The 15161-nt window shown below is 40.3% G+C and carries 12 protein-coding genes; 9 read left to right on the top strand and 3 right to left on the bottom strand.

Annotated features, from left to right (window positions below; translation table 11 throughout):
• Positions 1-94 precede the first annotated feature (94 nt).
• Complete coding sequence (locus V6N89_RS14935; protein WP_346992880.1) at positions 95-997, bottom strand: hypothetical protein; 903 nt, start codon at positions 995-997, stop codon at positions 95-97.
• Positions 998-1347: 350 nt separating this feature from the next.
• Here V6N89_RS14935 and V6N89_RS14940 point away from each other — a divergent pair, with 350 nt between their 5' ends.
• Together V6N89_RS14940 and V6N89_RS14945 are read left to right on the top strand one after the other, a co-directional pair.
• A complete protein-coding gene (locus V6N89_RS14940; RefSeq protein ID WP_346992881.1) occupies positions 1348-2097 on the top strand; it encodes a YdcF family protein in 750 nt (249 codons plus the stop codon).
• Between the two features lie 105 nt (positions 2098-2202).
• Positions 2203-3030 (top strand): PEP-CTERM/exosortase system-associated acyltransferase, encoded by an 828-nt coding sequence (locus V6N89_RS14945; protein ID WP_338518241.1) that lies wholly within the window; start codon positions 2203-2205, stop codon positions 3028-3030.
• 351 nt (positions 3031-3381) lie between these two features.
• Here V6N89_RS14945 and V6N89_RS14950 read toward each other — a convergent pair whose 3' ends face one another.
• Entirely contained in the window at positions 3382-4221 is an 840-nt protein-coding gene (locus V6N89_RS14950) for a hypothetical protein (RefSeq protein ID WP_338518242.1), read from the bottom strand.
• 138 nt (positions 4222-4359) lie between these two features.
• On the bottom strand, positions 4360-7116 hold the full coding sequence (locus tag V6N89_RS14955; protein ID WP_338518243.1) for a tetratricopeptide repeat protein: 2757 nt from the start codon (positions 7114-7116) through the stop codon (positions 4360-4362).
• Between the two features lie 288 nt (positions 7117-7404).
• On the opposite strand from V6N89_RS14955, the gene V6N89_RS14960 reads away from it, so the two are divergent.
• Genes V6N89_RS14960 through V6N89_RS14990 form a run of 7 tightly spaced genes read left to right on the top strand, consistent with a single transcriptional unit; the run spans position 7405 to position 15157 of the window.
• Positions 7405-8487, top strand: a complete 1083-nt coding sequence (locus V6N89_RS14960; RefSeq protein ID WP_338518244.1) for a GNAT family N-acetyltransferase — start codon at positions 7405-7407, stop codon at positions 8485-8487.
• 2 nt (positions 8488-8489) lie between these two features.
• Positions 8490-10994: a hypothetical protein gene (locus tag V6N89_RS14965; protein WP_338518245.1), complete on the top strand. Its 2505-nt coding sequence runs from the start codon at positions 8490-8492 to the stop codon at positions 10992-10994.
• Positions 10991-11956, top strand: a complete 966-nt coding sequence (locus V6N89_RS14970; protein WP_338518246.1) for a glycosyltransferase — start codon at positions 10991-10993, stop codon at positions 11954-11956. Before V6N89_RS14965 ends, V6N89_RS14970 begins: the two co-directional genes overlap by 4 nt.
• 5 nt (positions 11957-11961) lie before the next feature.
• A complete protein-coding gene (locus tag V6N89_RS14975) occupies positions 11962-13062 on the top strand; it encodes a glycosyltransferase (RefSeq protein WP_338518247.1) in 1101 nt (366 codons plus the stop codon).
• 3 nt (positions 13063-13065) lie between these two features.
• A complete protein-coding gene (locus V6N89_RS14980; protein ID WP_346992882.1) occupies positions 13066-14073 on the top strand; it encodes a polysaccharide deacetylase family protein in 1008 nt (335 codons plus the stop codon).
• Between the two features lie 8 nt (positions 14074-14081).
• Positions 14082-14789: a hypothetical protein gene (locus V6N89_RS14985; RefSeq protein ID WP_346992883.1), complete on the top strand. Its 708-nt coding sequence runs from the start codon at positions 14082-14084 to the stop codon at positions 14787-14789.
• Positions 14708-15157, top strand: a complete 450-nt coding sequence (locus tag V6N89_RS14990; RefSeq protein ID WP_338520153.1) for a GNAT family N-acetyltransferase — start codon at positions 14708-14710, stop codon at positions 15155-15157. Before V6N89_RS14985 ends, V6N89_RS14990 begins: the two co-directional genes overlap by 82 nt.
• Positions 15158-15161 lie beyond the last annotated feature (4 nt).

Genomic DNA, 15161 nt, shown 5'->3' on the forward strand with positions numbered 1-15161 from the left:
TAAATGACTGCCCGATTTTAATAATCTCGCTTTGACCGAGCTACTAAACCTGAACATAACGACTTAGTTTAATTAACCTTACTGCTTGGAGCGTTTAGTTTCCGTTTCCATTTCCGTTTCCGTTTCCGTTTCCGTTTCCGTTTCCGTTTCCGTTTCCGTTTCCGTTTCCGTTTCCGTTTCCGTTTCCGTTTCCGTTTCCGTTTCCAGAATCATCGCTTGTTAAATCATCCTCAGTCAATCCATGCGGCGTTGTTCTATTGATTTCATTATCTTCAGGGTCTGAAATGGTATAATTCGTCGAAGCCTCAGACTCGAAGTTGTAATTGAAACTAACCAACTCAGTACCTCCAAACGAAGCTGGTGAAGACATCGCAATTCTGGCTTCGCTAAATAAATATATAGCAATATTGTTAACTAACTCGTTGGCGCGATCAATTCTTTCCTGCTCATTAGCATCGTGCGCTACGATAGAAGGATAAAAACCAAAATATACGTTCAGCCAAACTGCCGCCAAATTGTAATCCATACCGCCCGGATCACCCAATGCAGCAGCTAAGGGAACTCCTCCATTGACAAAGATTACGCCGTTGGAAAGCACACGTCGGTCAATTTTCATCGAGTGAGTTCTCACTACTTCCTCTAAGTGCTTTTCATAAGCGACCCAGAGTATCGAACCAACTTCAGCAGCAGGCAAATGAGTCTGTTCTTTCAAAATGGGGAACATAGCCTTAATTTTTTGGCCATTCATCGCCCCATCTAATGTGTCTTTCCAAGAGCCCGGAGAGCGACCACCGCTGATTGTCGGGGCTACACATTTATGAGTATTCTCGACTCGAGAAACGTTGCCTGACATGGCGCCAGAAACTGAACACGCGCCCCACACTGACCTACCGGGTACTGACAATGCAGCAGAACCTACTACGGTTTTTACAATAAATTGTCTCCGTGAGTTTGTTTGCTTTGTTGAATTGTCATTGTTAGTGAGTTTTTGGCTCATTTGATCCTCGAAAAATTAAATACTTTGAAAGCGAATCTATACACACTAATGCAAGAAACAAACCAATTAAAAAGCCATTGATTTTCAATATGATAAAAACAAAAAAAATTTACTTGTAAAAAAAAATGACACTTTATTTAACTGAGTTAAGTTTAACACTCGAGCGTGTTTGAGTGACGTCCCATGTCCACTAAATTAATGATATCAAAATTACGGCGAATTAATAGAAAGAAGTTTAAATTTGAATTTGGTGTCGTAGTCCTCTGCTATTAAGAATCTAATCGCCAATTGCTATTGTTTTCAAAACTGCTTACTGTTTAGTTTTGGTTGCGGGTTAATATGGTTTGGTTTTGATAAAGGCACTTGTACTAGAACTCATTTCTCCACTTAAATTAAGTTTCTTTCTTATTATACTGGCACTGTTCATGCGCTATTTCTTTAAACGTGCGAGACTGTCTAATTATCTTGCGTTAGGCTCTATTGCCTGGCTTTTGATCTGGTCTCAACCTTATTCTGCAGACTTATTACTTTACCCTCTTGAGCGAAGTGAAAAAGCAACTAATCAGCTATACAAAGCAAACAGCCAACCTGATTATATATTAGTACTCGCATGCTACTACAACACTAAGGGGGATGTGCCCGAGGTCAGTCGTTGGTCTCACTGTTCACTACAAAGGCTGGTGCAAGCAGCGATTTTGCACGCACAGACTAAAAGTAAAATAGTGTTAACCTACGGCTACTTCCTAGAGAACGAAAATGTAAACTACAGCCAAAAAGCAGAAGCATTTTTGATTTCTCTAGGGGTGCCCTCACAAGACATAATAAAAACAAATGAAGGCACAACCACTCAAGAAGAAATTTCTTCGGCAAAGAATGTCATTAATAACAAGGATATTTTAATAGTCACAACCGCTACTCATGTAGTTCGCGTGTCAAAAGAAATAGAAGGAGCTTCGAAGGCGGTGTCTTTCTTTCCTGTCGATTACCACAGTGGCGGAGATTTAACGCCTTATTTAACATTACCATCACTCGCAGCTTTAGAAGGAAGTCGTTTGGCATCCTATGAGTATTTAGCCTTGATAAAACAACAATTTAATTGAAAGTAATATTACTCTGAGATATTAAACTATTGTTTAAATCAAAACAGTTCAAAACATTTTCTTTTTTGCTAAACTCATAAGTATCTTAAAAAGTACGTGCGTATTATGCCAAACTTAAAAAACACTAATGTTTTAGATGTGGTTACCAAGCTTGTTGGTAAAAATAATAAAATAGGTAAGCTCCTTTCCGGGTATGGAAAGCTACGAGAGGCTAACTATATTTCTTCGCACTTTTCATCCTATCTAGCGCCTGTTGTCGCTAGCACAAACAGCCTTAGGGACGAAGTTTTCAAGATACGCCATGGCGTATATTGTGAAGAACTTGGTTTTGAACCAGTAAAAGAGAGTGGAATGGAGCTCGATGACTTTGACGACTTCTCAGTTCATTGCTTGATAAAACACAGTCGCTCGTCCAGCTTTGCTGGCACAGTAAGAATAGTACGCCCTACTGAAAGCCACCAGCAGCTACCGATAGAAAAATATTGTTTAAATTCTATTACTGATGACCAGCTAAACCCTTCTAATTTTGACAGAAAAGACATTTGTGAAGTGTCAAGACTAGCAGTACCCAAACATTTTAGACGTCGTCAAATGGATAACCACCAAGGCGCTGCTGTGGGTACTATTAACCAGGATACCTATTCTGAAACCGAATTACGTTGCTTCCCATTTATTGCCGTTGGTCTCTATTTTGCTGCAGCAGCACTAGCCTTAGAAGAAGAAATCAAACATGCATACGTGATGATGGAACCAAGGCTAGCAAGAAGTATGGGGTTTGTTGGAATCAAATTTCAGCAAATCGGCCCAGTGGTGGACTATCATGGAAAACGTGCACCTTATTACATTAACCAAGAACTACTAAAGACTAAGCTATCTCCTAGTTTTCTTAAAATGCTCAACGACATTAGACAAAGCATTTCTGAACAAAAATAAACGTTCTATAAACAAGTACATTGAGGTTTTAATTATGCATTCGTTATTAAAACCGTAGAGACTTGTATCCGACTTTTCAGCAATAAATGAATCTTCAGCTTGAGCAGACGTTTTTAGAAAAACACTTGGCATGAATCCGTTGCACCAAACGTATCGAGAGACCGTAACAATACCGAAACCAGAACTCTCATAACTGTCAAATCATAAGAGCCAAGAGGAAGTAGCAAGGCCAAGTCAATGTACTTCTCCAATTTCAACAGATAGCACCTTGATCAAAAAAAACGCCCAACTGAGTTGGGCGCTTCATTCGTTTTTTAGCCAAGCACAGTCCGCCGTGCTTTGTACCGCGTGTTATTTGCGCTTACGCGATAAACCGCCAACTGCAAATAAAGCAAGTCCCATAAGACCAATCGTCGCTGGAGAGCTCACAGAAGTGATAGATGCAGTCGCAGTTTGAGAGTAGTTCTGATTGTTGATTTGGGTTTCAGATGTAAAGAAAAAATCAAACAGATCATCACCAAAGTTAATGGCTTCAACCACCTCAGGAATGCCACCCACTACATTCAAACCTGCAGAAGCAAAGCCCGCTCTGAAAGGGTCAGCGGGGTCATCTGGAATGAAATCAAAGAAATCGAAATCGAACGATGCCCATAAATCGCCATTCTGCGTAGAAGAAAAACGCTCGTAAGAATCTTCGTCTGCTCCTGCTCCGAAAATATCAGTTGGATTGGTGACTACGTTGTTTGTCAACGAAACAGTATTATCGAAGTAAACATTTAACCAACCGCTAGAAAAATCGAAGGTGCCATTAGGTTGTGGTACTAAACCACCGAATTCAAACGTTAACTCACACGAGAAAAAACCATCAGCACAAAATGATGGAATAGTGTTAGAACGGCCATTTGAGAAAACCGTAAACACACCAAGACCTGTAAGTACACCTTGACCTGGAGTTACGCCGTTGTTTGAATCTTCGTTGATGACGAAAACATCATTCAATGCGTCGTAGCCATATGCTCCTGTTGTAAACCACTGTTGGTAGCTAACTTGAGCCGACATTCCAGCGTTACCGTTATTGTCAGTGGTATCCCACTCGATGCCACCTGCGCTAACTGTGTCAGCAGAAACAGTATTTAGGGCGCCCATGCTCATCAGAGCAAGTGCAGATAATGTGTTTTTTACGTTTTTCATTTTCATATCCGTTAGTATTTAAGGTTACCACACCCAATAGAAAGCAACATGTATACCATAATTAAAAAAAGCCTAAATTACAGATGGTTAAATAAAAATAACAAATTAAAGAAACCTTTACTGTAAAACAAACTGACACTAATCTATGAGTTCCCAATTGCTCTTGAGTCTACTGTTCTCTGATGATTGAAAAGCTTGCTTAAGTTTCAATGCAGATGCCCTATCACCCTGTTCAATATAGATTTCAGCAAGATGGACTGCTGCAGCTTCGTAGCGGGGCTGACTTTCGAGTAAAGACTTAAATGTACTAACTGCGCTTTCCACTTGACCAGCTTTATATTCAGCCCAGCCTTTTGTATCTAAGTAGGCAGGATTCTGACGAATATTATACGCCTTGTCCGCAAGCTCTATTGCCTCAGTAAACTTCTTTTTCTCAATCAAAATATTTGCTTTGTTGTTGAGCGCAATATGTGATTCCGGGAAGTTTTGAATAATCTTGTCATAGTAGGCTTGTGCTCTGTCAAAAAAACCTACCGAAGCGGCGTACTCTGCAAGGGTATGCAAATCTTTTTCGTTATTCGAATCAATAAAAACACTCTCGAGAGCATTTAATCCTGTCAAAGGCTCTGATTCTTTATTAATTTGCGCTACTAACAGAGCTGTAGGGACACTCGGATTGATAAGCAATGCCTGCTCTAATTGTGATTTAGCAGATTTAACGTCACCACTACGAAGGCTTACAAGCCCTTTGAAGTGAGTTACTAACCATTTCGGTACATCGTTATTTTTTAACGAATTGATGGCAACCTCAGCTCTTTCCAGCGCTCCAAGGTTAATAAGGCTTTCAAGCTTCGCAATCTTAAAGCTCACTTCGTCAGGAAACGCATTAAGCGCGCTCTCGCTGGCGCTTAATGCTTCTTGATTAAAAGAGTTCATTAGGTAAAACGCAATGATATCAGCAAATATCTTGGGGTTTTCACCAACGTCGTCCTGTGTTAACAACTTGTTTGTGTAGCTGAGTATTTTGGCTTTATCACCTAGCTCGATGAGTGTATTCAGCCAAAGACGATTTTCTATAAACGACAATGCAGCTTCATTACTTTGTGCAATTTCAAATGCACGGTCAGGCTCACCTTTGTAAATGTAAAGATAAATTAACCCAGCGTCATACAGAGCTGGGGAGTCACTTTTCGCCTTCCACCTTCTCAGTGCGCTCTCTGTATCAAGATTATTGTTCTCTTCAAGCATTTGTAATAATTGAAGTACGCTAGCAGAATTTTGATTCAACTCAACAAGCCTTTTCGCAGAATTAGTTGCTAGATCGAGCTGGCCTGCTCCGTATGCACTTAGCATTTTTAAATTCAGCAAGTCGGGGTTTTCGTCATCTTCAATTTTTTCAATTTCATCAAGCGCTTTTTGATATTGTTTATTGTTAACTTGAACAGTTGAGTAAAGTAGAGACAATATTTCGCTTTCATCTGGTGAAACGTTAGTTCTATTTTCTTCTATCAAAGCGATTGCTTGTTCATATTGACCATCCTTGATTAACTTTTTCAGTTTCACTGCTAAAAGTTGCAGAGAAGGGCCACCAAGATTTTCCAGGCGTTTAATATCAAGCTCGAAACTATCAAAATTTTCATTATCGATGTTGTGAGCAATCAACTTGTATAGTAGCGATGCATTTGCAGGGTCTCGAGAATGGACTTCTTTTATCAACTCGCCTGCCTCTTGATTCTTTCCAACCTGACTCAGGTATTCACTGGTATTAGCAATAAAGGCAACATTGTCTGCATTTGAAAAATCAGCCGCTTTCATGAGTTCGATGGATTCGTCGACATAACCTAATTCAATGCTGACCCCAGATAGAAGTCTCATCGTATAGGCATTCTGTGGATTTTTAGCATAGGCCTTCTTAAGGTATTCATAAGAGGTTTCGTTTCTACCGAGTTTAAAAGCAGCGGTACCTGCGATTATAAAGTTATCTTCTATCGACAACCCTTTATCAATAGCTTCTTCAGCAGATTTCAATGCACTCTCATTCTCATTTTTTCTAAGATAAATCTCGGCAGAGATTTTATCCAACCATGGAGAACGAGTGTCAGGAGGTACTGAACCAATAATATTGAAAGCTTTATCATACTCACCGTTTAAAGCAAAAGCATGTGCTGAAGTGATCTGTACAATCGCAATATTAGGCCAAATGCCTAAGATCTCTGTCATATACTCAACGGCTTTTTCATTTTCTCCCGATTTCATGGCAAGTTGCGCTTTCAAATCAGTAATTAACGGAAAAAGGAAAAACGGGTGATCTACTTTGTCAATATGGCTTTTTGCATTCGCGAAGTTTTTATTTACATAGTTAGACACGGCTAAGAAGAGGTCAGACTCTTTGCTCGCTAATGTTCTTTTTACGCGAGCAGTTTCAATTCGTGGGTTACTACCATTTTTTATCGCAGCTACATACGCCACAATAGCTGCTTCGTCGTGTTTCTTAGCTTCATCGCTACGTTGATAAAATAGTATCGCGTCCTCGTAACTACCTGTAAAAAGGTAACTCATCAAAAGCATCCCTATACTTTCTTTACCTTTTAAAGAGACGGATTCCTCAACTAGTTCAAGCTCTTTTATCACGCCCGATAAATTGCCAATATTAAAATAAACTTTTGCAAGTTTTTCTCTCGAGACCATATCTGACGGCTCAGATAAGACTATGCTTCTTAGTTGTATCAACGCATCATCATACTTTCCGCTTTCGGAAGCAGCATCTGCTATAGCTAAACGTTCTTCTTTACTTACCTCACCACACCCACTAAGAACCATTGATGACGATAAAAATACGGCGCACATTAGCTTGCTATTTAAAATACCATAGCGATTACTTATGGATTTACTCACTTGAATTCCCCTATTCCAATGTGACTTTGTCTATTTAACATTGTTATTAATGCATTCGTTTTTGTCTTTTAAAACTTTATCACTAGTCTGATTAGTTTGCTTTCAATTTATGAGTGCTTAACTCCGTTTGTTATGGCAAACTAATTTTTGTTTAAAGTCATGCTACTGATTTCGCTAATTTATATTCTCAATGCTTCATTTTCTAGCTGCTTCAAACCTAGTTTTATTCGCAGCTGAGTTGATAGCACTCAATATACATGACAATTTACATTGAATAGGTATTTTAACTTGGTTCATGCAAAGGTTGTAAATGGCTGCAGCCATAAAGAATTCTGTCAATATATTGAACAGTTAAGCGCACAGTTCAAGCCTAGCAATCTTTTTATAAACGCAGCGTGGCTTCATTCTTGGGCAACTTCCACTTCCCTCCAAACACTGGTTCTTTTTTTCAAAGACAAAGACTTAATAGGACTAGTTCTCGTAGGCACGGTTCGAAAACAGAATGGACCAGTCAAGTGGCACCATGCTTTAGTCAATCAATCAGGTATACCTGAGCACGATCAAGTCTGGGTAGAATACAACCGAATTTTTTGCGCTGCAGAAAATGAGCAAATGTGTATTAAAGCATTGATAGAAATTCTCGACCGAGAAAAAATAGACGAGTTAACGGTATCGCTTGCGCCATCAGCATCTGGCTGGATTAAAGCAGCGGAAAAGAACTGGTTTATAGAAGTAGAAAGCTGTTTTGGAGCGAAAGTTTGCTTGGCGTCAATATCTGATGAATTGAGTTATCTTTCAAAAAACACCCGCTATCAGGTAAGAAAAGCATTTAAATTATTACAAGAGGACTTTGGCGAACTGTTTGTTAGCAAAGCACGCTCTGCTCAAGAACAATTAGACTATTTTGACTTACTTTCAAATCTTCACATTGAGAAATGGGGCAATAGCGAGTTTGGAAGCGGCTTTAATAACCCGACTTTTAGAAAGCATCTTTTAACATTAATTTTAGAATACCCAAATAATGCGGAGTTAATTGCTGTTTTTGCTGGAAGCACACTAATTGGTGTTAGCCTCAACTTAATTGATGAACATCACGTCGGATTTTATTGTTCTGGCATAAACTACAACATACCTAATAAGAAGATTAAACCTGGTTACATCTTCCACACGCAAATGATTAAGCACTATAAAAGTCTGGGTAAGCAAGAATATGACTTTTTAGCCGGGTATGCGCAGTATAAACAGTCCCTTTCAACGGAAATTTACAACCTAAAAACACTACGACTTACCAAACGCAATTTGCGTGGTACGATTATTCATTTGCTCCGCAGCCTGAAACACTTATTTTTAAAACTTAAACAAAAAACTTAGACATGAAATCACTGCCATTTAAGATAACAAATACGTCAGCTTTTTCTGGCTTGGGGTCGTTCAAACAAGGTATTCCGGTTACAAAAGGTTTTTTCACAGCCAATGAACTTCTTGCTGTTTTCGACGGACAACAGCAACTCTCAGATGTATATATTTCGGTAGAGAAACTTTGGGAGGATGGCTCAGTAAAATGGCTTCTTGTAGCGGGAATAGTACACCTTCAAGCGAACGGTTCGGCAGCATTTTGTGTACAACCTATAAAACCTGATGCACGAGAAGAAGAACTAGTGGTTTCAGAGTCTTCTAGTACATTGACAATTAAGACAAGCCTAGAGTCTGTTTATCGAGTGTCTCTTCAACAGCCTGCTAAGCTAGAACTTCCTCAGCGCGCAAACATATCAATGCATTTTAATGGCCAGGCAATTGACCAAGCTGATTTAAAACATAAAGAGTATGAGTACTTATCAAATGGGCTTTCACATGAAGCAGTAAAAACATCTCAATCATTTGAAGTTGTGAACGAAAACCAAAAGATAACTATTTTTCAAGAGCTTCACATATTTCTTAGCTCTGGCACCGTGCTGTGTACTTTAACGATAACCAATCCCTCAGCTGCTGAGCATCCCAATGGTACGTGGGACTTGGGAGACCCGAATTCGATAGCGGTATCTGAATTAGGCTTAACAATTCAGTTGCTCCAGGGCGAAGCAATGATCTGCGCTTCAGAACTGGAAGGGGCACAACACCCTACAACCATTTTTCAAGCTTCCAGTGGCGGTGAGCAATGGAAAAACAGTATCCACGTTGATCACTCCAACAACGTTACATTGCCTTTTAAGGGGTTTGAAGCACTTGCCAACGACAAATGCTTATTGAAAGGCAGTACTATTCAACCAATGTTAACCTGCAAAACAGAAGCTAGGAATGACTTGGTGATAGAAGTGGCCGACTTTTGGCAACATTTTCCGTCATCACTGATTGTAGAAGGCAAAACCGCCCAATATAGTTTGCTTGGTTCTGCATTAGCGCCAATGCAGGAATTGCAGCCAGGAGAACAGCTTACTAGACAGTTTTCAATTGGCTACGAATCGATTTTAGAATTCGATGTTGAGATAGCGCAATCTTTGACAAGTTCTCATCAATTTTTTCCATTATTCTATGCACCTCGAGATAATAACCCGTTTGATTCATTAATAAGAAAAGCCGTTGACGGCAACAATAGTTTTTTTGAAAAAAGAAAACGAGCAGATGTTTATGGGTGGCGTAATTACGGTGAACTATACGCCGACCACGAGCGGGGAAACATTCCACACGATGAGAGTTTTGTGTCGCACTACAATAATCAGTACGACCCCATTTCAGGAATGCTTTGCCAGTGGCTTTGCAGTGGAAACATAAAATGGAAAAGGCTTGCCGATGACCTAGCAAAGCACGTCGCTAATATCGATGTCTATCATACTTCCTTAGATAAACCAGAATACTCTGGTGGCTTGTTTTGGCACACTGATCACTACGTTCAAGCGTACACCGCTACACACAGAACCTATTCATCATTGCAGCCGAACGATGTATATCAAGATCACGCTGGCGGAGGTGGGCCCGGCGGGCAACACTGCTACACCAACGGACTTTTGCTTCACTATTACTTAACCGGTAGTAAAGTATCAAAATCAGCTATGCTGTCTATTTGCAGTTGGATAGAGCGTTATTACGAAGGCGACGGCACAGTTATTGGTGCTTTGCTTGCGCTCAAGAATGCCGGAAACATAGGCCTCAAAAATGTACTTACGGGCGCCTACCCTCTCGACAGAGGCACAGCTAACTATTTACAAGCTTTGATGGATCGATTCGATCTACTGGGCAACACTGAGGACCTAACCAAATGCGCAACAATAATAGCAAACACTGTATCGCCTGAAGACGATATCGCTCAAAGAGATTTGCAAAATGTTGAGCTGACCTGGTTTTACACGGTTTTCTTACAAGCGTTATGCCGTTTTATCCATATCAAAGAACAGCGTTTGGAAAGCGATTTTGACTATAGTTACGCGGTACAATCACTATGCCACTATGCCAAATGGATGATAGATAATGAATACGTTTATCTAGAAAAACCAGATATACTCGAGTTTCCAAACGATACATGGACGGGTCAAGATTTACGCAAACTGTGCATATTGAGTTTTGCAAAAGCGTATTTAAATTGCAGTGAAGATATAGATAACAAGTTGAGTACTCTCACAAAAGGAATACACGAAAGACTGTCACTAAGTACTGAGACAGATTCAACACGAGTACTATGTCTAATGATGCAAAATGCCCATTACGACGTTTATTCAGAGCTTCCACAGCCAATGGAACAGGTAAAGTTCGACATGAAAGAGCACAGGAAAAGCGCGTTTACTGCATTGTTATTTTATACAATCAAGAACTTCTCAATCAGCAAAGAGAGAAGCCAATTGGCAAAACGTTTCCCACAACTTCAAAAATGGATAGGAAAACCGTGACGGTTAAAGTAAGTTTTATTATCCCGCACAAAGGGCGAGAGGAAATGTTGATACAAACGCTTCAGAGCGTGGGTATGCAAACACTTTCCGAAGATGAATATGAAGTTATAGTGGTAAGCCAAAACAAGACATTTTCAAATGCGCTTTATGAGCTAAAAAAGCAAATTCCTTTAACTCTCATGTTAAATGATAGTGAGAACACTATCTCGCATTCACGTAATCTAGGTGCATCAGCGGCACAAGGTGAATACCTTGCCTTTTTGGATGCAGACGTTGCACTTGAGCCCAAATGGGCACAGGCCATGGCGGAGTTGTTGGAAGAAAACGAAGATATAGTGTTATGCAGTGCTATGCAGAAATGCGCCGAATCAGCGCCACCGCTGGAAAAGATTAGAACCGCTCTAAGCAATGCTGAACTAGATCAAACAGTCACGTTTTTGCCTGGGCGTAATTTATTTCTTTCAAAAAAAACGTTTCAGGAGGTGGCTGGTTTTCCAGAACACCTACATACCTGCGAAGATTATTACTTTACCCATAAAGTGGCTCAGACTGGTAGTTTACTTTACACCTCGACATCAAGTTACGTGCATCTAGGAGAAGACAAGGCTTTCTCCCCTATGTTCAAAAAAGAGGTTTGGCGCGGTCAGTCAAATTTAGCCTCAATAAGTGGTCGGAGCATTCCTCTAAGAGAGCTTCCTAGCTTCTTTGTTCCATTTGCTGTGACGTTTGGTTTTATCTTTTTGTTGGTGTCGTTGCTGTACTCGCAGACAAGTTTAGTTATTATGGCTAGCGTTATGACACTTTTACCGTTAGCCGTGTATACAGGTCGATTAAAAAAACTCACAGGAAGTAGCGTGAATATTGGTTATTGTCTGTTGTTTTACTGCTTGTATTTCCCCGCAAGGGTTCTTGGCACTTTATTAGGAATAAAGGGTGCGCTAGGTACACCTACACACAGATAATTACAATGAAAGTACTACAGTTTATATGCTCGACAGGCTTTTACGGAGCTGAAAGATGGATTTTAGCGTTGACCAAACATATGCCTGATGATGTTGAAAGTCACTTGGTTGTCACGCTTGAACCTGGAACAGAAGATTTAGAGTTAGTAAAACAATTTTCAGCTCTCGGAAAAACACATCACATAGAGATGCGAAATAGGTTTGATCTGGGTGCGATAAATAAATTAGCAGAGCTTATTAAGGCCAATGGCATTGACTTGATCCACACACATGGCTACAAGTCAGATATTTTAGGTGTTTTTGCAGCACGCAAGGCAGGTATTCCCTGCGTGGTAACACCTCACGGTTTCGAAAACGCTGCAGACTTCAAGTTACGCACTTTTATTTGGCTTGGCTGTCAATCAATGAGACTGGCTGACAAAGTCGTACCTCTTTCAAAACAGCTCATGCAAGATGTCAAAAAATTTGGTATTAAGGCACCAAAATTAGAATATATTCAAAACGGCGTCGACCTTTCGGAAGTTGAAGCGGTCAGGCAAACGAAAATACCAAAGCCCACTGGCACAACAAAGCGTATAGGCTTTGTAGGGCAAATGATAAGTCGCAAAAACATTAAAGCAATATTGGACTGTTTTAATACACTTTATTCGTACAGAAAAGACATAGAGCTAGTTCTGTTGGGTGACGGAGAAAGTAGACAAGAATTGGAAACGTATAGCAACACGCTATCAAGTAAAAATGCGATTCAATTTTTGGGCTTCAGGGATGATAGACTTGAACTTCTTAAAGACTTTGACTTGTTCGTAATGACTTCAACTTTAGAGGGCATTCCACGCTGCTTAATGGAAGCGTGTGCAATGGAAATACCTGTTTCTGCTTATGATATTGCGGGTATTGATCAACTTATTACACATAACAAAACCGGTCTGTTAGCTCCGCTTCATGACATTGACCAACTGCAAAAAGATTGGGTTACGTTATTAGACGATAAAGAATACGCTCAACAGCTAGCCGAATCCTCTAGGCTATTTGTCGAAGATAACTTCTCAGCCAAACGTATGGCTAGCGAATACTATACGCTTTTCGACAAGACACTAAACGAGTAAGCTATGGATAAACAGGACGTTTTATTTGTACTGAGTATTGATACTGAAGAAGAGTGGGAATGGAGCAATGACTTCCCCGAGTCTGACTGCTCGGTTAAGAACATCGAAAAGCTTCCTGCTTTTCAAACGTTTTGTGAGTCTTTACATATAAAGCCGACTTATTTTGTAGACTTTGCCGTAGCAGATGATGACTATAGTAGCGAGGTGTTACGCCAATTTGCTTCTCAACGAAACGTAGAAATAGGTGCACACCTCCATCCATGGTGTAACCCCCCGTTTTTTGGTAAAACAGACGAAGCGAAATCCCACGTAGTAAACCTTCCTAGAGATCAAGTAAAACAAAAATTAGATTGTTTAGTAGAGCGATTAATTACCAATATAGGGCCTACACCGGTATCTTTTAGAAGCGGACGCTGGGGCATAAACGGCTCGACAATCCAGCTACTTGCCGAACGTGGTTTCAGTGTAGACAGCAGTGTTTATCCGTTTTACGAAAACAGCTTTTTTAGTTGCAAGAATAGAGACAGCACCCCTTATTGGCCTAGCTTCGAAAACGCAGATTTAGACGGAGTCCAGCGTAATTTACTAGAGCTTCCAGTGACCGCGGGGTTCAACCGTTCACACTTTAAACGCGCAGACAGTATCCACTCGTTACTCGCAAAAAGCCCATTAAATTTGGTGAAACCTGTTGGCCTGCTATGGCATACAAAACTGCTTCGAAAGCTGTATTTAAGCCCAGAGTTAACCGATAGCACGTCAATGAAAATGCTGATTGATATGTGTTTGGAAAAACAATACCCCGTCATACATATGTATTTACACAGTTCAAGTCTGCTTGACGGTGTAACTGGACTATTACAAGTGGACAACGCATATAGTCGCATATGCAAACGCATGACAGAGGTTATTCAGCATTTGAATGCTAAAGCTAACGTGAGATTTTGTACCATTTCTGAAGCAGCTACTCTGTTAAAGCACAAACACAACTCATGTTTCAGTTTGCAGGATTGAAAACGACAGTGAATTTGAACGACACACTTAAGTTAGTACCGCTCAACGAGAAGACATTAGATGACTGGAATCAGTATGTTTCAGCCCACTCTCACGCAACGCCATACCACAACGCCGCATGGCAAATAGCTTCTCTAAAGGCATATAACATGCAACATGCAGGGGTACTTGCCATGCGTGTAGACGATAATTGTGTTGTAGGCGTGCTACCAGCTGTAAAGTTAAAGTCTTGGATATTAGGCGAAAGGCTATGCGCACTCCCCTACTGCGATGTGGGCTTTCCTATTGCTAACTCTGAAGACATAGCGCAGCATTTATTAGCACACGTAAAATTAGAGCACCCCAATGCAAAATACTTAGAAGTGCGCGATCGCATTGTCGAGGTTGCTAGTGATGAGTCTTCGCTTGACGGAAAAAAAGTACAAATGCGCTTAGCATTACCAAAGTCAAGTGACACTCTTCTCAAGTCATTTAAATCAAAGCTGCGCAGCCAAATTAAAAAAGCGGATAAAAACGGGCTCACTTCAAAGGAAGGAAACTCTTTACAGCTAATTTCCGATTTTTACGCGGTTTATTCTAAAAATATGCGAGACCTGGGCTCACTTAAGCACATAGCCTATCTTGGTTTGAAAGCATCGCGAGCAATTATGCAAATTCGTGCTTTGTTAGTGTCGTTTATTTTGAAGACACGCCAATCGGTGCAGGTATTGTGCTGAAAAATGGAAACAAAGCATCAATACCATGGGCGTCGACACTTCGAGAGTTTAATAGACTAGCGCCTAACATGAAGCTTTATTGGAATGTTTTAGCCCATTGCGCGGACAATGAAATATGTGAATTTGATTTTGGTCGCAGTACATATAATGAAGGTACATTTAAATTTAAAAAACAATGGGGGGCACAGCCGTATTTGTTAGATTGGTATTGCTACCCGCGCTCCAAATCAAATGAACGCGAAAATGAAAATTCGGAAGGAAGTTTAAAAGCGTCGATTAAACCAGTTGTAGAGCAAATTTGGCGGTCACTTCCGCTAAAACTTACCGTCGCGCTAGGTTCAAAAGTCAGACCGCATATTAGCTTATAGGAAA

This window comes from Alteromonas gracilis (assembly GCF_036870955.2).
GTDB lineage: Bacteria > Pseudomonadota > Gammaproteobacteria > Enterobacterales > Alteromonadaceae > Alteromonas > Alteromonas gracilis_A.

Bases quoted from the DNA above. Each gene is read 5' to 3' on its own strand.
- V6N89_RS14980 (WP_346992882.1), top strand. From the start codon at position 13,066: ATGGATAAACAGGACGTTTTATTTGTACTGAGTATTGATACTGAAGAA.
- V6N89_RS14975 (WP_338518247.1), top strand. From the start codon at position 11,962: ATGAAAGTACTACAGTTTATATGCTCGACAGGCTTTTACGGAGCTGAA.
- V6N89_RS14950 (WP_338518242.1), bottom strand. From the start codon at position 4,221: ATGAAAAACGTAAAAAACACATTATCTGCACTTGCTCTGATGAGCATG.
- V6N89_RS14945 (WP_338518241.1), top strand. From the start codon at position 2,203: ATGCCAAACTTAAAAAACACTAATGTTTTAGATGTGGTTACCAAGCTT.
- V6N89_RS14965 (WP_338518245.1), top strand. From the start codon at position 8,490: ATGAAATCACTGCCATTTAAGATAACAAATACGTCAGCTTTTTCTGGC.
- V6N89_RS14935 (WP_346992880.1), bottom strand. From the start codon at position 997: ATGAGCCAAAAACTCACTAACAATGACAATTCAACAAAGCAAACAAAC.